The following is a 21322-nucleotide window of genomic DNA, read 5'->3' as shown; positions in this document are numbered from 1 at the left end:
CTGAGTGACTTTCAATTGGTCGCGTATTGACGACGGTAATACGCCATCGCTTTAGCGTGCTCAGGTAAGTATGATCCAAGTGTTATACAACAGTAAGCAAGAAGAATGATGGCGATCCGACGCCACGAACCTCCTAGTCCCAACCATTACATCCTTGAGAGCATTCACAGTTTTCTTACCTGAGCGGTTATTTGCCACCAGAGCCCTGCTAGTTATTTGCGCAGGTTTCCCCTGCGTTTATGGCTTGTGATTGTTATACTTGACCCCTAGAACCCTGCCAGATTTCGTTTAGGTAAGCCACCCGTGTCGATTAAAGCCGTCATTCTAAGCCTTCCAAGGGACATTGATCGGCGCAACGCATGTGAAGCGGAATGTACGCAGCTGGGGTTGTCACACTCTTTCTTCAACGCCATCTACGGCGATCAACTGTCAGACGCGGATGTATCGCGCGTTTACGATGCCAAAAGGAACCGGCGCGCGTTCAAAAGACCGCTTAGCCGCAATGAAGTAGCCTGTGCCTTGGGCCATCTGAAAATCTGGCAAGCAATCGCTGAGGCCGAAGATTCCCTGACCCTTGTGCTGGAAGATGATGCGACATTTCTTCAGAATCCGATGCCATTTCTGGATGCATTGTCCAAGTCATCGGAGCGTTATCAAGATGTTATGATCAAACTGGATGGTATGGCGGGCAATGGTGGGCAGGTTTTGGCTTCGGTGACAGATCAAAGCCTGATCCTGACGGATCGACTGCCACCTAGGACAACAGGCTATGTCATTGGTCGCAAAGCGGCGGCGCATCTGGCAGCTGTCCATGCCCCGTTTGCCCGCCCCGTCGATATCGACCTGAAGTTCTACTGGGAACACCAAGTGCCAATTCTGACGTTGGCGCATCAAATGGTTGCAGAACGCGGAACTTTTGACAGTACAATCGAGGCGAACCGCAACCGCAAGAAAGCCGGTTCTTCTCTGGGGCGCTTTCTAAGCAATGCGCTATACCAAATCAGATACAGTTATGGGCGGCTTAGTCATCCGCTCAAACCTGCCGAGATTGCGGGACTAACACCCCTTCTAGACAACCGAAGCGGGGCTCAGGACAGATCATGAAGAAAAACCTAGTTGTTGTCCGGGCAGGCGGAAAATCCTTGCATCCGCGCTGGCAAGAGATTTCGTATGAAGATCGCAACTATGATCTGCTGATCAGCTTTTTCTCGGATGAGGCATTTGCTGCGTTCAAGCCCGAACCTGGGGTCGAGGCCGTTCTGGTCAAGGGCGGGAAATGGGATGGTCTGTTTCTGACACTTTCGGGCCGGGACCTGGATGCGTATGACTATGTTTGGCTGCCAGATGACGATCTGGATATTGCAGCCCAGAATGTGAATGACCTGTTCAACGCTATGGATTCCCATGGGCTAAGGATCGCACAACCGTCACTGACACCCGAAAGCTATTTCTCGCATTTTGTCTTCAGCCAATGCCCCGGGTTTGTGCTGCGATACACCAACTACATCGAGATCATGGCCCCTTGCCTTCATCGCGATGTTCTAAAAAAGGCCTTGCCCTTGTTTCAGTCCACCATGAGTGGTTACGGCCTGGATTACATCTGGTGCCGCTGGCAAGAGGCGGGTGCGTTTCGCACAGCCATTCTGGATGAGATTGCTATGCATCACACCCGCCCGGTCGGCAAGAACCTCAAATCCGCTATGGCCGCAAGCGGCAACCAAAGCTCGGAAGAGGAAGAGGCGGTTCTGAAAGAAATGTTCGATCTTTCACGCCGCACGGTTCCGATTGTATTTGCTGGCGTCTTGAACGGTGGCCAGCCAATCTCGGGCCGGGTGCAGGTTGGCTGGCGTATGTGCCGTGCGTGGTGGGCGATGTTGTCGGATTTCCGAAGCAAAAGCGAGGCCCGCGCAGGAATCTTCAAAATCGCCCGCCGCCAGCTGAGCAAACCGCTTGAGATGGGAGCTATTTCACTTAGTTCACCGAGGTAATAAAGCAGAGCGGGTCACGGCATTCTCGCGCCTTTTGACCCACGCGCCAAAACACTCTCGAGGCTTTCACGCCGGAACGTGTTCAACGCAGTTTTTCTAGAACAATTGATAATCTGCACGCCCAAAGCCTGCGTTTCGGCTTGAGCCTTCGCGTACGAGACATCCAGCACGTGAAGGTTTGGCGAATGCCATTTTTCACCTGGTTTCCTGTACTTTGGATGAAAGTGGTTTTGTTCACCATCATGAACCATTACACCCTGTTCACCCTCCACTGTACGACCCAGCGTATATGAATGGTCTAGACCCAATACGCAGACCTCTTTGAAACCCATGGCTATCGCCATTTGTATTTGCGTATAAACGATTGTCGATCCCCACGCGATTCCGGTTTCAAAGCTGGGGCTGAAACTGGGGAAGTCCGGATCTTCTAATGGAGTGTCCCAGTTGTTAGGTGGCAATATTGGGAACTGCACCACATTTGATAAGGGTTCACGATTGTGAAACATCTGTACGGGAAAGAGCTTTTGGCTGCCTTGCAGTTCTTTGATTTCGTCGAGGCATTGCTCAAATACCAACCTGTCTTCAACAGAATAGAAATTCGGGCGCCAATCTGTTTCGTCATAAATTAGAAATATCTTGTTGGAAGCAAATGAGACTTCGCCCTTAATTAGTTCAAGATCCGCAACAGTCAGGCTTGGCCCATTCCCAATAACAAAACACCTCTCGCCATCGTACTTGTTTGCAAGCTGCGCTAGTATTTTCCTATCGGTTTTCCCAATCTCGCTGAAAATTTGTTCCCGGTAATTTGATGAAAACGCCCTTTTGATCTCTCGTTTTATTTTCCAAAGAGGAATCATGCTTCTTGCAGTCCTTAATGTACTTGATCATACGGTCTTAAATTTGTCGCAAGATCATCGGGTGGCGAAACCGACCGTTGTAGTGTGGGCCTACCGACTGACTTACAACAAGACTTGAACACTTGTCCACGCGCCTAAAACGAGAGACTTTGTGCGTGACCGCCGATGGGCTTCGATCGAAGCCTGCACAACACTTGTGCATTTGTCTCAACTTACACGGAATAGATGAGCGAGTTCTTGCTCGTCTATCGTTTGGCTTTCCCAGAACCGCTCATGGAACCGAAACCGTCGAACCATCTGCATTTGGCGAAGGCGGTGAAGATTTGCGCCAAACTGGGTCCGTCCGGCAGGTTATGTGGCCTCGCAAATCGATGCTGGATCGGTAAGCAGTCACAATGAAGACCTTTTGAGACAGCGGTGTTTGTCTTTGAGAACATTAGAGGATTAATGCAGAGTTTGTTGTGTCGCGACGACCGCGGACATGCGACGCGAAAACCGGGGCGACAGTGCTTGCTCTAGGTCGGCCGAACCGCTGCGACATGTGACCTATTCGATCAAAAATGGGGGCGCGCGCCTTTCACATCCGTGTATCGACATGAAACAAAGCCGTGTTGCAACGGGTTAGGCAATCCGATAGTGCTTTGCCGAATTTATGCAGGTAACCTAGGCTAAGAATGTCTGACAAATATTTGATGGTGGGGGCCGGTCTGTCCGGCGCTGTGATTGGACGTCATCTGGCCGAAGCAGGTCACGATGTTGTTGTTGTCGACACCCGTGAACATATTGGTGGCAACTGCCACACTGAACGTGATGAAAACACGGGCGTTATGGTTCACACCTACGGTCCACACATCTTTCACACCGATGATCAAGAAGTATGGGATTATGTCAATCGCTTCGAGACGTTTTTGCCTTATAAAAACCGAGTAAAGACAACGTCGCAATACCCAGATGGGTCGCGCGGCGTGTTTTCTCTGCCAATCAATCTACACACGATTAACCAGTTCTTCGGTAAAACAATGGGGCCAGATGAGGCCAAGCAGTTTGTGTCTGAACAGCAGGCCGACACTACAATTGACAACCCGCAAACCTTCGAAGAACAAGCCATGCGCTTTGTGGGGAAGGACCTATATGAGGCCTTCTTCAAGGGATATACGATAAAGCAGTGGGGCCTGCATCCATCGGAATTGCCCGCGTCGATTTTGAAGCGCTTACCCGTAAGATTCAATTACGACGACAACTATTTCTTTCACAATTATCAGGGAATGCCTGAAAATGGCTACAGCAACATGATTGCAGCCATTTTGGAGCATCCCAATATCACTGTTAAGTTGAATACCCGTTTTACGCGTGAAATGGGATCTGGCTATGATCATGTTTTTTATTCCGGCCCTCTGGATGGGTATTTTGACTACGAGTTGGGGCGCTTGGGATACCGCACCCTGGATTTTGAGCGGTTTGAGTATGAGGGCGACTACCAGGGTTGCGCCGTTATGAATTATGGCGAAAAAGATGTGCCCTATACACGGATAACCGAGCACAAGCATTTTTCTCCCTGGGAACAACACGACAGGTCTGTGTGCTACCGCGAGTATTCGCGCGCAGCCGATGTTGATGACATCCCCTACTATCCGATCCGACAAGTTAAGGAAAAGGAACTGTTGAGTGCGTATGTCGATTTAGCTAACGCGACCAACGGCGTCACGTTTGTAGGTCGACTGGGTACTTATCGATACTTAGACATGGATGTCACCATCCGAGAGGCTTTGGATACTGCTCGTAGTTTTGAAGGTATCGCCGAGAAGGGCGAGCGTGCTCCAGCCTTTTTTGTCGCGCCTCTCTGATCCTAGACAAGGACATAGAATTCCTTTTGCAAGAGGTCCCTCATAGCAAACGGCGCCGCCCATACAAAGGTATATTGAATGACTAGAAATGCGATCGTCTTCACTGCGAACACCATGCACGTGGCGCAGGCAAACTTGATGATTGATTCCCTTTTTGACCCAGAAAGAGGGAACTTCCAGGGCGATTTGTGGGTGATCTCAACGCATTTGAGCGCCCAGTGCCAACGATACTTGGACAGCCGTGGCATTCGCTATCTGATCAACCCTCTAATGAGTTTTCAGCAGTGGAACTACCGCACTGAGATCGCGCGTTCACAACCTGAGTTTCGGGATGGAAGCCTGAACGAGGATGACGCATTCCTGCTCTACCGCAACAAACGTATGAGCAAGCTGATTATCTGTGATTGGGTTGAGAAGTTCGGGCAAAACTACGATGGGCTAGCGCTATGCGACAACGACCTTTACTTCCAGCGAGATGTGAACGAGCTGTTTGAAAAATCGGCACAGGTCGACTCGGACGTGCTGTGGTACTGGCAGGAAGAAAACAAGAACCTACCCGGCACCAATCTTTGGAAGAAAAACTTTCACTACACACGCTTGCACGACACTGACGGAATGGATTTCGGCGAACACGAAATCAACATCGGATTTGTGATTTCTTCGCCAAATCTGATGCGACACGTATTTCAGAGAGTTAACAGCCTCTTTTCAAGCTGCAACATTGAACTTTTTCGGGACTGCAAATGGCACGATCAGGATCTCGTGAGAGTCATTCGTGCTCAGGATCCGCAGATCTTCCGCCTTTTCGAAGAAGGCGATGTATTGCATCTGTGCAATGGCGGCCAAACACTGGTCAGCGAATATTGTCCGCAAGAGTTCTATCACAAGAAAACCGGCGAAAAACCCTACATAGTGCATTTCGCCGGAGGGGCTTGGAAGCCGTTCCAATCAATTTCTGCATCGTACAACGTCGATCATGAAAACTATTTCTTCATGGAAGAACAATCGGAAAGGTTCGATGCGATACGCAGCCTGACTGATTTCGACCCTTTTGATACAGAATCCGAGTACATTTCTGCACACAATATCGCTACCAAAGAAACGGCGCGAAAGCACTGGATGACGCAAACGAACGGCAGCGATAAGAAACGCATGCTGTTTTTCACTTGGCTCGATACAGGCAGCCACCAGCCATTGCGTGAAACGCTTTCAGATTTTCTTAGTAGTGAAGATTTTGATCTTGCTGTCGTCGATGGCAACGTTAAAGCATTGGACCACAGCGGGTTGCAGTTTGAGGATTTGCCTGATCTGCTTTCCAAGGTTTCAAGCACAGTCCACGACAATTATTTTGGCCGCAGCTTTGGATACAAACACGATGATGTGCCCGAGCAGGCCATAGGCAGTGCTATTGCGGCGCTTGTCAAAGAGTATGGGTGTTCGCAGAGAAACGCGCGCGCTGTGGCCAACGCGGCATATATCTACCTTAACAAAACCGTCTCTTTCTACAAACCGGACGTAATCGTCGCATGGGGTACATATCTGCTGTGCTCGCGGATCCTCAAGCAGATCTGTAAGGAACAGGGTATTCCATTCCTGACCATGGAACTTGGTGTGTTACCTCAAACCCTTGCGTTCGATTGCTTGGGACATATGGGGGAAAGCTGGGTTTCTCAAAAATCCGAAGACTTTAATCAGCTTCCGCTGACCCAGACCGACAAGGAAATGGCGGCCCAGTATCTGGAAAACGCACGTCGAGAGAAACCATCCCGCAACAAGAAACTAAAGGTGTCTGCTTCCGCGCGCACTCAACTCGACCGTATCAAGGCATCCGGTAAGAAAGTTGTTGTCTATATTGGAAGCAATTGCGCGTTTTCGGGTCATGTCCCTTACGATGAGGCTGCGCAGAAGTTTCATTCACCATTCTATGTCGACAATGATGAGGTCGTCAGAAATCTATCCCAAGCGTTTGCCAATGACCCGGATATTCAGCTGATCTACAAGCCCCACCCAATCACTATAACACGCGGTCTTGATTTGTGGACAGAGTATCCTGGCGTAACCGTACTAAGCGACGTAAACCTTGGCGACTGCCTCGACATCGCCGATCTCGCGGTGGTGAAGGTTTCGCAAGGGAACTACGAATCTCTCCTGCGCGATATCCCAGTACTGATGCTTGGAAGAAATCAGCTTAATGGGTCTGGAGCTGTCTACGAGTTGAGTAGCAAAGACGATTTGAGGTCTGACATATTCAAAGCGCTCGAGAGCGGCCTCACGGTTGAGCAGAAGGTCGCTTTCCAAGACCACGTTGCCCGGCTGCTGAAGTACTATCTGTATGGCGTGTCTGGCAAGACGCTCGGACGGCCACAAGCACAGGTCACTAAAGATATCTTGTCATTGCTGAACTCTGATGCCGCTAAGCACCTGGAAGTTGAACAAAATGCGTTAGCAAATTATCAGAAACAAAAGCAGACGTTGAGTGCGCAGCCCAAGCTTTCCGTAGTGATGCCTGTCTACAACGGCGCCCAGTATCTGGCCGATTGTATCAGCTCTATTCTCGCGCAAACATTTAGTGATTTTGAGTTGATATGTGTCAACAATGGTTCGACTGACGGATCGCAGGAGATAATCGACTATTTTGCGCGGCAAGATGCGCGGGTGAAACCGCTTTATCAGACCGAAGCAAATCAACGATCCGCCCGCAATCTCGGAGTACAGGAAGCCAAAGGCGAATACCTGCATTTCATGGATTGCGATGATCTGCTAGTCGCCGATGCATATGCTCAACTCATTTCGGCAATGAAACAGACTGATGCTGATGTTGTCTATTTCTTCTTCAATGAACTGCGCAGCGTTCCGCAAACGGCCAAACCTCGGCATTGTGAGTTTAAGAACTATCTGCCTGAACAAGAACTTTTTGCTATGGAAGAAAAGCATAAGCACCTGTTTGCGCAGTACCCCTTCCCATGGGCCAAGTTTTTCAGAACAGATATTGTTCGGAAAAACGAACTATACTTTGATTTGGACTGCTCAAATTTTGATGACAACCCACACAACCTAAGAGCTTTGTTGTCCTGTCAAAACATTCAAGTTTTGAACAAAGCGCTGTATCGGTTCCGGATTAATCAGAATTCGATGACGCAATCGGTGAACGCGCGTGCAACTGGGATGATCGATGCTGTTCGATTGATGAACGAAATTTACAACAAATTCGGTCGCTATGAAGAGTTTCAGAGCAGCTACGTGCCCTACAAGATGCACCTGTTGCATTTTGCCTGGACCCGTTTGCCCGAAGAGCTGAAACAAGACTATTTGGCAAAGGTATCCTCGTTATTCTTGCAAGACGACACGGAATATTTTGAGCGCGATGAGCTAGCCTCAATGTTTTCTTACATGTCACCTGAAAAGGTCGATTTTGCGAGGTCCGCGCTAAACGGTGAGATACCGCAGCCCCCTCTTCAGGCATACAATCCGGAGCCGCGCGTCGAAACGATCAATAAAGACTGGAGCAAAGGCAAGAAGCTGCGAAAGCGTACCTCTAGGTTCTTCAAGAAGAAGGCTCCGGGATTGGTTCGTTCTGTGCATGACTTGCGCGACACACTGCGTTTAGTAAAGAAACGCTTCAAGAAATCAAAGCAGAGCCTATGATCAGCCCCACTTGAGTGGTCCAATTTGATTGTTAGTGCATGATCGGCCTTTGGTCCATCTGGACGATGGTTTCAGGCACCGGCGGCCGGTAGCCTAGAGCACTGTGTGGTCGTTTGGTGTTGTAGTGTTTCCTCCATTCCTCAATCAGGATTTGTGCTTCGCGCAGGCTGTAGAAGATTTCGCCGTTCAGGAACTCATCTCGGAACCGGGCATTGAAGCTTTCGCAGTATCCGTTTTCCCAAGGTGACCCTGGTTCGATGTAGGCGGTCTTCGCGCCAACGGCCTTGATCCAATCTTGGACGGCCTGAGCAACAAACTCCGGGCCATTGTCTGAGCGAATGAATGACGGGATGCCGCGCAGGATGAACAGATCACTCAAGACGTCGATGACATTGCCTGAGTTGAGCTTAGCCGTACCGCCCATATTGCCGAACCAGCTCGATCATATCTGCGATAAGACGCTCTTCGTCAGAACGCCCCACGGGCATTTTGCGTTGCGTGGATCGGTGTTGTCTTAGAACGCGGCAAGCGCGACGCTCCGAGACATTCAGCTCAGCACGAACACGGTCAATGCAAGCTCGGCGGCGAGCGGGGCTTAAAAGTTTCCCTTTGCTGCCTCCGCCAAGATCAGTTTGTCCAGCGTCAGATCCGATACGGCTCTTCTTAGCCGCTCGTTCTCTTTCTGCAGGCGCTTCAGTTCCTTCAATTGGTCCGTGCCCATTCCACCGTATTTCTTCTTCCAGCGGTAGAATGTTTGTTCAGTCACACCAATCTGGCGGATCGCATCCAGACGCGGCATCCCTTGCCCCGTCAGAACCTCAACCTGCCGTAACTTCGTGACAATCTCTTCCGGCTTTGGTCGCTTGTTGGCCATGTGTCTCCTCCGTTTTCCTAAACATAGCGGAAGACCACTTCAGTGGGGGAGGATCACCTAACCTGACTGACTAATCTATGCTCTCGTAGCTAGCCCAGCCGGATACTGATCGAGTTCTCGCTGGGCTAGCGAATATTTTTTGGTTCGAGTTGGAGAACGAGCTAGCTTAATGTCGTGGTCCTTTCAGGGGAGCAGGTCACAAACTAGCTGATTATACATGCAGCTCGCTGTCCGCATACTGCAATCCAGTTTGCCTTGTAACCAGTGTCATCCAAAAACTCTGAAAACGCGAGCCTCTCATGTTTTTCAAAGTTTGGGTAACAGAAGTATTCATCAAAAACGATGACGCAACCAGGTCGGATCTGCTTCTTCAACGTATCAAAAATTGTCTTCGTCGAGCTGTAGATATCGCAATCAACATGCATAAAGCTCAACGCATCGATTTTCGCTGCATAGTCTGGAAGTGTTTCCGAGAACCACCCTTTATGAAGTTTTACATTGTGCTCAACCTCGGGGAACGAGCCCTTGCGATCAAAGTCAAATGGCTGCCATCCAACCCACTCTTCAGGTAGTCCTTCGAAGCTATCAAAACCGTCGAAAACTACGTCGGGACGTTCTTTTGCGAACAGATTAATTGTACGCCCTGAATACACACCAAATTCAGCATGGGCGCCCTGAAGATCTGCTTTTTCAAGCGTGTATTTCAAAAAATCATCTGTCTCAATGAAAACCATCGCATCAGGCATTTCTTTTTGAACGATCGCTACAGTACGTTCTAAGGCCTTCTCGGATATGGCTTTAAATAGTGCCAGATTACTGTTTGGGGGTGTGTCAAGCCAACCACTTACTTTTGGGGGTGGAGGGGTAACAGGATAAGGTCGGGATGTGTTTTGAGTTATGCTTGACAGTTTTTGGATCGTTACATCCAGTTTCTTTTCAATTTTTCTTAGCCTTCTGAACATGAACTCTTTGTTCCTTCCAAATTCCAAACTACCGCCCGTTAGATTGCATGACTCTAAAGCACTAATTCATGCAAAGAGCTATAGTGTTCCTGTTCATTGCTTAGACAAGTTTGATCCTAGGTTCTTTACGCCCAACCACTTTTGCAGTTGTACAAAAAGTACATCCAGCCGTTTCAAACCAGTCTGGTCGTGTTTCGGGTAGTTTCTGACGTGCAGTCGTCACAAAAAGGGTTTGCGCTTCCGCACCCCCAAAAGCCGGGCACGATGTATGTCCGGTTGGAAAGGTCACAGAAGACAGAAATTCACCATCCGGGCTGTAGCGTGCGACGCGCGCTGAGCCCCATTGGGCAACCCATACGCACCCTTCGATGTCAGTAACAGCCCCATCTGGCTTGTATTCCGGAGTGGTTTCGGTCGCATTAAGATCGACAAAAACAGTTTTCGCTCCAAGCGGCCACCCAGAGTTTGGATCGACGGCCATTTTCCAGATTCTCCGCTCTTTTGTATCAGCATAATAGGCCAGATTGCGGTCTGGATCGAAGCAAATTGCGTTGGGTGTGGTCATCCCCTGTTCCAACACGCGCAACTCGTTTTGGCCGTCGGCGCCCGGCATCCATCGATACAACGCGCCCTGATATAGCTCCCCGGTTTTGCTCATGGTTCCAACCCAAAACCCCCCCCAAGGGTCTGCGCGGCCATCATTCGATCGCGTCGCCATGTTGTCCGCTTCGATTGGACACAACATGATTTCTAAACCCGTCTCAAGGTTGAACCGGCTCAAGCCCGTTTCACTTGCGATCAGAAGACTATCCTGATCAATCCAACCCGCTGCGCTGACATTCCTATCAAATTGCCAAGATAAAACTGTTTCACCATCACGCGACAAAAGTTGGCAGTTTAAGATATCAAACCAATACAGCTGTTGGCGTTCAGGATGCCAGAACGGGCCTTCGCCCAATAAACAGACGCGATCGTCAAATATCTGAGCTGTCTTTTGCATGATATCATAGCCTCAGATCACAGGGTGTCAGGTAAAGTAACTCGAATACAAAGCCAGGCGTCACACACCCAAGTGTTGGAAGAGGTTCTTTAGAGTGTTGTCGTGCACATATTCTATCGCCTGAACAGTGCTGTTTGCGTTGTGACTGGAAACGGCGACATTTTCAAAGCCAAGGAGCGGATGATCAACTGGCAGGGGTTCTTTTTCAAAGACATCCAAAGCGGCAGCTGCAACCTTGCCGCTATTCAGAGCATCGATCAAAGCCTGTTCATCGACAAGACCTCCCCGAGCCACGTTGCATATGATCACCTGGTCGCGGGCTTTCTGCAGCGTTTCCGCATTAATCAGGTGATAGTTCTGAGGCGTTTGGTTGCAACAGAGACAGATCACATCAGCTTGATCCAAAAGGTCAGCGAACGAAATAATCTGAGTCCCATCTGGCGACTCTTTTATGTTTGGGTCATGCGCAACGACAGCCATCCCAAGGCCGCGAGCCCGTTGACCCACTCCTTGTCCAATCGCACCATAGCCTACAATTCCCATTGTCTTGCCAGTCATGCCCGGAAAGCGTCCCTTGGGCCATTCGCCCTTACGTATCATGCGATCAGTACGGGCTAGGCGACGTGTCGCTGCCAAAAGCAAGCCAATTGCATACTCGCTTACCGCATCCCGGAATGCACCTGGGGAGTTGCAGATAGGCACACCCAGACGCTCAGCAGCCATCAGATCGATACTGTCAACTCCAGTACCCCATTTCGAGATCACCTTGAGCCGTGGCAAGCAGGCCAAAAGAACTGCTTCAGTTATCTGGTCATCGCCAGCAAGCCATCCATCAATCTGCCCAGCAAAATCCAGGCACTGAGACTCTGACATAAACTGGTTTACTTTGGGCCAGATTGGGACCAGGCCGTTTTGCTTCAACACCGCATCAAATCGATCTTTTTCATTGATCATCATGATATTGGATACCAGTACCTGCATCGTCAGACCCCTAGACAGTTTTGTGCTTGCTCAGAACACCCAACAGCGCCTCAGCGATATCAAGGTCTTCCTGAGTTTTGATCACATGGCCTGATATTGCCCCGACTGGATAGAATTGAATCTTGCCGTTGTAGGTTCCAATTCGGCCAGCTTCGACCGCATCTACATATGGTTTTGCGCGCCAACCGGTGATCGACCATGTCACACGCTGGGTCGGCACGAGATCCTGCGAGTTGGTCTTTTCAGTAAATGTAAAGTTGATCGGTTGATCCTTGTAGGCGACCTCAATCTGGTCCTCGATACAAGACAACATCACATCTGCATCTGACGCTATAAACGCCTCGGCAAAATCCTTGACCTCGCCTGCTGTCAAAAGCGGTGCGATAGAATGTACCTGGATCAATAGATCACAGTCTACGTTTCGCAGAAAATCGTAGACAAATTGTTCGGATGTAGCGACCGAGTTCCCTAACTCTGCCGGACGTTGGTAGAATTTGGCACCATACTCATCGGCGATCTGGGCAAACTCGACATTTTCTGAGTTGACATAAACCGCATCAAAGCAGCCTGCTGCCTTACATTTTTCTATTGCATGCGTGATCAAGGGTTGCCCAGCGAGTGGTGCAAGGTTCTTTTTCTTTAGGCGCTGACTGCCCATGCGGGCCGGGATCATGGCAACTGTTTTCATATTCGTGTCCTGTTCTAGTCCAATACAGGCAGGCTGCGGGCAAAAAGAGATTGGTAGGTGTGAAAAAGCTCCGGCGCGCAGCAGAGGCTTCTTTGGTCCTGATCGAACGCTGCAGCTTCACTCTGTGTCTGGTAGCTACCGTATTGTAGCCCTGCTTCGTTTGCGATCAGCGCACCAGCCATGTCATCCCAAGCTTTAGCTTCGCGACTGGCTACAAGACATACTTTACCTGAAGCCGCATAACATAGGTGAAGCGCCTGACTGCCAAAATTTCGAAGCTTATGTTGAGAAAGTAACTCACCCAACACCTCGGGGCAGGTTTCGGAAAGATCTCTTATCAGGCCCGACGACACGATAGCCAGCTTCGCTTTGTGCGAATGCGGCATCAGCGATGTTCCATTCAGAAAGGCGCCATTGCCTTTCTGTGCGGAAAATGTATCGCCATGTGGGATATCATGTACTGCGGCCAGAATGGGAACACCGTCAATTAACAGAATAACAGCAACGCTGAAAACCGGCAGATTGGCTACAAAATTGACTGTCCCGTCTAGGGGGTCTACCAGCCAAACTGGTCCAGAGTTGCTGTGTGGTTTATAGTCTTCTTCTCCCACCACGGTGGACCCTGGCAGCAAAGCTTGAAGTTCGCGCTCAAGCTTGGCTTGCATCTCGAAATCCAGGCTTGTCACAAGGTCCAACCCATCGTTCCCCTTTGCTCGAACATCCGCCTGTCGAGTAAATACATCGCTCACCCAAACAGGTAAGGCAGAACACAGGCTAGCGCGAAGTTCAGAAGGGAAGGACGCAGCTTCCATAATTAGAATTTACGATTTCTAATCAGGGATTTGTCCATATTTGACATGCGCAAATACTGAGTCAGAATGTGGATGAAGGCCATGTGGATATCTTCTACGATACCGTAGTTATTCGCATTCACATGAGCGTTGATGTCCGCCAGCGATCTTGATCGTCCACCAGAAAATCCTGTGAAGGAAATGGTTTTTAAACCAATCGATTTAGCCGCCTCTAGGGCCTGCACAATGTTCTCGCTGTCACCAGATGAGCTTACCGTCCAGAGTAGGTCGCCGGGGCGGGCCATAGACTGCAACTGATAGGCAAAGACCTGATCATATGAAATGTCATTCGCCAGGGCCGAGTTCATTTCGGTATGCGCCGATAAAGACATAAAACGCGGCATCAGATCAGTATCCGTGCGCACGCATTTTAGGAAATCGCACAACGAATGATTAGCGATACCTGCCGATCCGCCATTTCCGCAGATATAGATAAACTTACCTGCGTTTATCGTATCTGTCAGAGCCAGCGCAACTTCGTCTAGTGCGCTCAGGTTACTCGATTTGGTAGCTTCGGCGAACGTCGCAAAATATGCGCCGGCAAAACCCTCGCATGATTCAAAATCTGTACTGGGGAAATGGTCTTGCATAGATAGTTCATCCTTAGAAGAGGGTGTTCAAGCTTCCAGAACAAATCTCAGAACGCCGGACTTTAGGCTGCGCTGTAACAGAATCTGAAGGTCGCGCAGCCTATTTTTGTCTGCCTCACGGAAAAAACTGGACCAGAATGGCATATCCGCGTTCTCAGTTGTTGTGAAGTATCGATCCAAGATCACCGCATCCAATCGCCCTGGGGTTGAGACTTCGAGCACGTCAAAACCGAGACGCTCGCACAAAAGCTGAAATCCCTTGATCGAAAACACAGTCAGCCGGTCAAGAGGAATGAAGCTAGGAGAGTCCGCACCCAGTATTTCATACTCTAGCCCATCAGCACAGGAACTAGCGATGAAAATGATTGTGCCTGGGGCCACTGATTGCTTGATGGTTTTCATCAGGGCCTCTGGATCAGCCACACGATCAAGTTCAGCAGGAATGAGAACGGCCTTCGGTGCGATCCGAACCAGTTGTTGCCGAATGTGATCAAAATCGATTGTCTCAGGCGTCAGGGGTAGAAACTCCCACCGTCGGTTGTGGCTTAGTCGTTCTGTTGTCTCCGGCCAGTCCAATGCCTGTGACGCAAATCTGATATCAGTCACAACATCGAGCTTTTTCTTCAGACGCGCTTCCGTGAGGCTGACCCAATTCAACAAAGAAGTGAATTCAAATTCTCGGTCCGGGTTCAGCTTCTCATTGTTTTGCGTTTCAATCACTTCAAGCCTTAGAGTGTCCAACACATGCTGTTCCGGCACACGTTGAGCATAAATCGTATTGCATTCCGTACAGCGCAGAGACCCGAGAAGCGTCTGAGAAAAGTTGCGGCTTTTACAAGCTGCAGATCCGCAAGCTGGGCAACTTGTACGGTTAGTCCATATCGCTCTATCGTCCAGCATCAGATCAAGCAGTGCCTTGTTTCGAACAAGGCGGTATCTGGCAGGCTTTTCGCCGGCAATTGAATCGATATCGGGTAAGTGATCAAGAAATACTGGTGTTTGCATGGTCATGAGACCTGATCTGATTGAAAGGCGCGCCCCTTGAGTTCCTGCAACCAATCAGAATCAGCAGCATAGATTTCTTCAACCAATTCCATGACATCCAGCGCTTGCTGCGAAGTGCCGCACTGCAGTGGCTTGCCTTCGACGATTGTATCGTAGAACTCGGCAATCTCTTTGTCCCAGGACCGGTCTTCGGTAAAGCGCAATTCCTGGCTCTCGGGGTTCGGGATAGGGTTACCGCCTTTGTCCAGTCGGTTGAGTGCAACGGTCAAGACTTCGGTTCCATAACTGCCGGAGGCGGAAAGAATACCGTCAACCGAGATAAAACCGTTGCGCAGATAGAGCTCCAGGCGAAACGTATGCTGCCATTGTGTCGCCGAGGAATGGACAGATGCCACCACACCGCTTTGCGTTTTCATTAGTGCAAAAGCGTTGTCTTCAACTGGCGTATCAGTCCAAAAATTACGCTGGACAAAGCTGCGCACATCGCGAAACTTTCCAGCAAACATCAGGAACAGATCAAGCATATGAATGCCTTGATCGATCAAGATTCCTCCACCCGACAAGGCAGGATCATTCCGCCAGTTTTGCGCGTAGTCAGGACCTCCAGCTTTGCCGTAGACACCCCTCATAAAGTAGAGTTCACCCATGGTCCCTGCATCAATCAGCGTTTTGGCTTCTTCAATTGCATCATGCGTACGATGGTTGAAACCGAACTTTAGCACACGGTCCATCGAGGCTTTCTCAGCGGCAATCATACGCTGCACATCGCCTGAATTGCGCCCTGGTGGTTTCTCAGAGAACACGTGCTTGCCTCGGGATAGGGCCTCACAGACGACGTCTGGGATCATGAGATTGGGGACGCTACACACGATGACATCCGGGTTATGATCGTACACCGCCAATGGATCTGTGACCATCGGAATACTTGCAGCAGGATCTATTGCTGTATCACAGGCAACTACGACGTCGAAGCCGCCATGGCGGTTCATCGCCTCGTGGCGAATCCTGCCCATCTTCCCATATCCGATAATGGCCACGCGCAGAGTCATAGTCTGTTTTCTCTTTTCTGGTCAGCATGCTGTCTGCATGACCGTCAGACGGCGCAATAGCCTAGAGTCTCAAGTTCTCGGTAACATAGCTATCACCGTTTTGGGTGCAAGCCGATACTATTCCTCTAGGCCAGAATTCGCGTGCCATTGGATTCTGCATTTTAACAAAACGCTGCCAGCGCTAATGAGAGATAGAGTTTGGTACACATCTTAGGGACTAAAAAAATAGCGCGATGATACTACTAGAGAAACTGGCGCAAGCCAGGGACGAAGGTCGAGCGGCCGACCTGAATAGCGACGATTTACCGACCAAAATCACAAAGGCCTATGAAATAGGTTTGTCGCAAGTCCCCAACGTGGCCGCATGGAAGATCGGAGGAGCCAACCCTTGGTCGCGGAATGTATTCAAAAACACCGAGAGCTTTTTTGGGCCGCTAGGCCAGAACGAAGTCCATTTCGGCGATAATGCTATCCCATTGAATCGGCTGAACGCACCACTCGCCGAGCCCGAAATCATGCTTGAGCTGGTGGTTCCGGATCGATCCGATCAGCAGATCTCATTTTCTCGTATGGGCATTGGCTTTGAAATCCCGGCGAGTGTGCTTCCAGAGGCATTGAAACCAAGCCTTTTTGGCCAGATCGTGGATCGAGCAGGGGCAGGGGCGCTTTGGATAGCGGGCGTTGAAGAATTCAATAAGGCAGCTTTGGAACAGGAGTTCACCTCTGAGGCATCACTGAACAGTAGTCAAATTGTTCAAGGGGGATCGCACAATCTAGTCGGTGGGCCATTGGGGGCGGCGGATGAGTTTTTACGTCTTGCACTTCGCTATGGCGTGTCGCTCAAATCCGGCCAATGGATTGCCACCGGGGGGCTGAGCCCGGCGGTTCCAGTCGGACCCGATGATGTTGTGCGGGTTAAGGCGCGATCATGGGATGTGAGCGTCCGCTTCGAATAGATGTCTGTTTCTTAGTCTCACCTGATGCATTGCCACACCCACTTGAGTGCATAGAGACTTCTTAGTGTTGTCCAGTTTGGGGCAGGGTGTATTCAACCAAAGAACACTCCGGTCCCTTAGAGGGGAACGAGGTATTTTGTACTGATTGAGCTTTTGCCTAGAGCATGAATACGTCATCTTCCAGAAGTGATTGCAAAGCGATCTCGGTGTCTAGCTCCTGCACCACAGCTGAATTCTCTCCGACGACCGAGTCTGATGCGTCTCGGGTTCCCAACAGGTTATACTGATGATCTTCGAAACTGCTGCCCGCTACCAGAGCAATATCTGCTGAAAAGGCAAAGTCATCTTCACTCAATGCGAGTGCAAACGTCTGGGCGAACTCAGGTGCTGGATTCTGATTTGCTGACAGCGACAAAGGGATATTATTTATAACCGGGCCAATATAGGTATCTTCATCAATATCAGCGCCATAGAAGGTCTCGACGGTTTTGACATCGTTGATCAGCGCTCCGCTCAGTTGAGCGCCCTGGCTGTCCAAGACCCATTCAAAATACCTGCCGTCGTCGTGTTTCCAAAGCAGACGGTAACCACCACCGCTTGCTTCGACATGGACGGCACTCCAGCCAGCCAGAGAGTCTGGTCCCATCGCCTCACCCCGAAGAGTAATCTCGGTAGTTCCGTTAATGAGATAGACGCCACGCGTCGACAGCTCGAGATTGGTCGATCCGTCTGTTTCGATCGAAGAGGTCGTATGCCCAACAGTCGCATCATTGTTCAGATCGGCATCATAGAACTGTTCAAGATCCACAACGTTGTCGACAAGAGAGCCGCTGATTTGCTCGCCCCGACTATCAAGCACCCATTCGAAATACCGGCCATCGTCATGCTTCCATAGTACGCGATAGCCACCACCAACGGCCTCGGCTTGGACTGCACTCCAGCCCGCCAACGATTCTGGCCCCATGGCTTCACCCCGAAGAGTGATTTCGGTAGCGCCATTGATTAGATAAGTCAGGCCAGGCGAGCCCTGTGTCGAAATCGACAGCGTCGTCGATCCGTCCGCTTCGACTGAAGATGTCGTATGACCCACGCTAGCGTCATCGTTCAGGTCAGCATCATAGAACTGCTCAACGTCGACAACATTGTCGATAGCAGAACCGCTGATTTGCTCACCCTGACTATCAAGCACCCATTCAAAATAGCGCCCATCATCGTGTTTCCAAAGTACACGATATCCGCCGCCATCGGCTTCAGCCTGAACTGCATTCCAGCCAGCCAAAGAACCTGGCCCCATGGCTTCGCCCCGAAGGGTAATTTCGGTAGTTCCGTTGATCAGATAAACACCGCGCGTCGATAGCTCGAGATTGGTCGATCCGTCTGTTTCGATTGCAGATGTCGTATGACCAACAGTGCTGTCATTGTTCAGATCGACACCATAGAACTGTTCAATATCCACAATATTTTCGACTAGCACGCCGCTGATTTGTTCGCCCTGGCCATTTAGAACCCATTCGAAGTAGCGACCATCGTCATGTTTCCACAGAACGCGATATCCGCCGCCATCTGCTTCCGCGTGGATCGCACTCCAGCCCGCCAGAGAATCAGGCCCCATGGCCTCGCCATTCAGGAATATCTCTGTTGTCCCATCGATTAGATACGTTACGCCCGACGACCCCTGAGTCGAAGTCGCCAGCGTGGTTGATCCGGTGCTTTCTACTGAATTAGTGATGTGTCCAATTGTGCCATCATTGTTCAGGTCGAACCCGTAGAACTGCTCAAGGTCGACAACGTTGTCGACGAGCGTGCCGCCAGTTTGTTCACCTTGGCTGTCGAGAATCCATTCGAAGTAGCTTCCATCAACATTTTCCCACAACACGCGATATCCGCCGCCATCGGCTTCGGCATGTATTGCGCTCCAGTCGCTAAGAGAGTCCGGCCCCATCGCTATGTTGTTAAGTTTGATTTGTGTCGAACCATCAATCAGATAAATCGTACCATTAGGGCCTTCTGTCGTCGTTGTAAGCGTGTTGCTACCTGTGTTTTCGACGACACTTGTTGTATGCCCAATTGTACCATCGCCGTTAAAGTCAGCACCATAGTACTCTTCGCTATCCACAATATTCGTGACCAGCGCACCATTGATTTGCGCACCTTGGCTGTCGAGTATCCATTCGAAGAACTCTCCGTCGTCATTCTTCCACATCAGACGGTAACCACCAAAGATCTGCGCTTGAACGTTGATCGCAGTCCAGCCGTCGATAGTGTCTTCACCTACAACATTCCCATTCAGGGTAACGGCGATATTGGTCGTTGGACCTCCAACCAGATAGAAGCCCTGCTCTGCATGTTGAAGGATCGTGCCCGCGGACTCGATTGTCGTGATCTGCGTGGCCGAAGTCAGTTGCGAAAGGTTGTATCGATAGGCACCATTCAGAAACCAAAACAGTTCCACATCATTCATTACAGTGAATGTCTGGCGTGTAAGAACGTTCAGGAACTCGTATTGACCACCGTTGTTCAAGAACAGGTACTTTTCCAAACCGCTGATGAAGCGGACTGTATCTGTGCCAGATCCACCCGAAAACGAGCCAGAGTTGTTGGTCACGATGGCCATGTCATTGCCCGCATCACCGTAGACCGTATCTTCACCTTGGCCATTAGCGACATGAATGACATCATTGCCGCTGCCACCGAAGATCTTGTTGTTGTTGGACCCGTTAGAGGACGAGCGGATGGTATCGTTCCCGCCATTCCCGCTAATGGTGTTCTGCGCAGTGTTGCCAATGATGGTGTCGTTTCCACTACCCGCGATATACTGTTCGATAATCGTATCGCGCATAATCGCCATATTGCCGATCAGCCCATAAACGTTCGAATAGGTCTCTGCGTTCAGGTTGACGTATTGGTTTCTTGTATCATTAGCGAAGTTGACTATGTCCCAGCCACCATCATCGACAATGTTGAAGGCGACGCGGTAGCCGAGGGAAGCGATCTGATCGTAAACTCCGCCAGCATTCGACCCCACGCCATAAGTAGTGTTACTGGTCCTTAGATCGTTGGGCTTGCCGTAAAGCTCCCACATGGCCAGCACATCCGCGATCATCGGAGTGATCACAAGCGCGTCTGACGCGTTTACATTCGGATTCTCGCCTTGAGAAAAATATGACATGACAGAGGCCTGCCAGCTGTCATTTGGGAAGATCGCACTGTTTCCAAAAGTTACACCAGCGCCGTTATAGGGACCGGGGTGGCCAAGCCCTATGGCATGTCCAATTTCGTGCAAGTAGGTCTGAAACGAATATGTGTCGACACCGATCCCGTAGTTTGCGATCCAATTCGTACTTACGTTCACATCAGCATAGGCCATATCGCGCAATGTGCTGCTATTGTACCAGCCATATTGCGAATAAGCCCCACTGAAATCGTCGTAAAATAGAATATCAGGCCTGGAGCTGCTGCTTAGCTGAAAGTCGATCCCTGTGACAGATTCCCAAGTATCCAGTGCCAGTTGAACCATCCATTGGACACTGGGGTCGACACGCGAATAGTTGACCGTGATTGTATTGGAATCCCACTTTCGAGGCCGACTGTCCTCGCCATATACCAAATAGTCGGCGATCTGATTGTGTGCGCTTGCTGACATTCCGCAGTGACCCTTGATAAAATCGAAAATTAATTCTGTTTTCCAATGATTAACTTCTGGACCCTACATGGTCCATTCGCAACAACCAGAATACGGATACGCGTGTACGAGATGTTGCACGCACGCACCGGTTGCTTTGGACTGCCCAGATCAATGCAAATGAGTGGGTCCTAAAGTTGACTAAATTATGACAATATGAGGCGATGCGTCCTGAGGAAAGCTAATCCCCATCACAATCCGCGACGAACCGAAGCAATGCGCAATATTCTGTCGCAAAATAACTATTATGATTGATTTATTCGTTCAGCCTGAGGCCTAGAACGGGTTTAATTCCCGCTCCGACACGCACATTTCGCAGGCTCGTCAGCAAAGTTTAGCCAACCGATTGA

General features: G+C 50.0%; 15 protein-coding genes and 1 pseudogene. 5 read left to right on the top strand and 11 right to left on the bottom strand.

Translation table 11 applies throughout. The features are described from left to right. Positions 1–303: 303 nt before the first annotated feature. Together ACR0KG_RS10005 and ACR0KG_RS10000 are read left to right on the top strand one after the other, a co-directional pair. Complete coding sequence (locus tag ACR0KG_RS10005; RefSeq protein ID WP_480549464.1) at positions 304–1104, top strand: glycosyltransferase family 25 protein; 801 nt, start codon at positions 304–306, stop codon at positions 1102–1104. Next, positions 1101–1988 carry a hypothetical protein gene (locus tag ACR0KG_RS10000; protein ID WP_480827167.1) on the top strand — a complete coding sequence of 296 codons (888 nt, stop codon included), beginning with the start codon at positions 1101–1103 and terminating at the stop codon, positions 1986–1988. The genes ACR0KG_RS10005 and ACR0KG_RS10000 overlap by 4 nt, the downstream gene beginning before the upstream one ends. Positions 1989–2002: 14 nt before the next feature. On the opposite strand, the gene ACR0KG_RS09995 is transcribed toward ACR0KG_RS10000, so the two are convergent. Continuing rightward, complete coding sequence (locus ACR0KG_RS09995) at positions 2003–2845, bottom strand: 6-hydroxymethylpterin diphosphokinase MptE-like protein (protein ID WP_480544769.1); 843 nt, start codon at positions 2843–2845, stop codon at positions 2003–2005. A gap of 674 nt (positions 2846–3519) precedes the next feature. Here ACR0KG_RS09995 and glf point away from each other — a divergent pair. Beyond that, positions 3520–4689: a UDP-galactopyranose mutase gene (gene glf / locus ACR0KG_RS09990; RefSeq protein WP_480544770.1), complete on the top strand. Its 1170-nt coding sequence runs from the start codon at positions 3520–3522 to the stop codon at positions 4687–4689. Positions 4690–4767: 78 nt separating this feature from the next. Continuing rightward, positions 4768–8334 (top strand): glycosyltransferase, encoded by a 3567-nt coding sequence (locus ACR0KG_RS09985; RefSeq protein ID WP_480827166.1) that lies wholly within the window; start codon positions 4768–4770, stop codon positions 8332–8334. A gap of 31 nt (positions 8335–8365) precedes the next feature. On the opposite strand, the pseudogene ACR0KG_RS09980 reads toward ACR0KG_RS09985, so the two are convergent. The 9 genes and pseudogenes from ACR0KG_RS09980 to ACR0KG_RS09940 all read right to left on the bottom strand — a co-directional run bounded on the left by ACR0KG_RS09980 (position 8366) and on the right by ACR0KG_RS09940 (position 16334). After that, positions 8366–9208, bottom strand: a pseudogene (locus tag ACR0KG_RS09980) (integrase core domain-containing protein). Between the two features lie 203 nt (positions 9209–9411). Further along, entirely contained in the window at positions 9412–10170 is a 759-nt protein-coding gene (locus ACR0KG_RS09975) for a TylF/MycF/NovP-related O-methyltransferase (protein WP_480547922.1), read from the bottom strand. Between the two features lie 100 nt (positions 10171–10270). Continuing rightward, a complete protein-coding gene (locus ACR0KG_RS09970; RefSeq protein WP_480545504.1) occupies positions 10271–11170 on the bottom strand; it encodes an SMP-30/gluconolactonase/LRE family protein in 900 nt (299 codons plus the stop codon). Between the two features lie 60 nt (positions 11171–11230). After that, the gene (locus tag ACR0KG_RS09965) at positions 11231–12151 is read right to left on the bottom strand and encodes a phosphoglycerate dehydrogenase (RefSeq protein WP_480545502.1); all 921 of its coding nucleotides are present in this window, start codon (positions 12149–12151) and stop codon (positions 11231–11233) included. Positions 12152–12161: 10 nt separating this feature from the next. After that, positions 12162–12839 carry an acylneuraminate cytidylyltransferase family protein gene (locus tag ACR0KG_RS09960; protein WP_480545500.1) on the bottom strand — a complete coding sequence of 226 codons (678 nt, stop codon included), beginning with the start codon at positions 12837–12839 and terminating at the stop codon, positions 12162–12164. Positions 12840–12853: 14 nt separating this feature from the next. Further along, positions 12854–13651, bottom strand: a complete 798-nt coding sequence (locus tag ACR0KG_RS09955; protein WP_480545498.1) for an inositol monophosphatase family protein — start codon at positions 13649–13651, stop codon at positions 12854–12856. Between the two features lie 2 nt (positions 13652–13653). Then, entirely contained in the window at positions 13654–14280 is a 627-nt protein-coding gene (locus tag ACR0KG_RS09950) for an SIS domain-containing protein (protein WP_480545496.1), read from the bottom strand. 27 nt (positions 14281–14307) lie between these two features. Beyond that, complete coding sequence (locus ACR0KG_RS09945) at positions 14308–15291, bottom strand: class I SAM-dependent methyltransferase (protein ID WP_480545494.1); 984 nt, start codon at positions 15289–15291, stop codon at positions 14308–14310. Continuing rightward, complete coding sequence (locus tag ACR0KG_RS09940) at positions 15288–16334, bottom strand: Gfo/Idh/MocA family protein (RefSeq protein ID WP_480545492.1); 1047 nt, start codon at positions 16332–16334, stop codon at positions 15288–15290. The genes ACR0KG_RS09945 and ACR0KG_RS09940 overlap by 4 nt, the downstream gene beginning before the upstream one ends. A 233-nt stretch (positions 16335–16567) precedes the next feature. Between ACR0KG_RS09940 and ACR0KG_RS09935 the strand changes: the two genes are divergently transcribed. Then, positions 16568–17290: a hypothetical protein gene (locus ACR0KG_RS09935; RefSeq protein ID WP_480827165.1), complete on the top strand. Its 723-nt coding sequence runs from the start codon at positions 16568–16570 to the stop codon at positions 17288–17290. A 157-nt stretch (positions 17291–17447) separates the two neighbouring features. Here ACR0KG_RS09935 and ACR0KG_RS09930 read toward each other — a convergent pair whose 3' ends face one another. Further along, positions 17448–20933, bottom strand: a complete 3486-nt coding sequence (locus ACR0KG_RS09930) for a M10 family metallopeptidase C-terminal domain-containing protein (RefSeq protein WP_480827164.1) — start codon at positions 20931–20933, stop codon at positions 17448–17450. Positions 20934–21322: the final 389 nt, after the last annotated feature.

The sequence above is a fragment of the Ruegeria sp. H4 genome (genome assembly GCF_056533065.1).
Note: the sequence above shows the minus strand (reverse complement) of the source record. Positions and strands in the feature narration are given on the sequence as shown.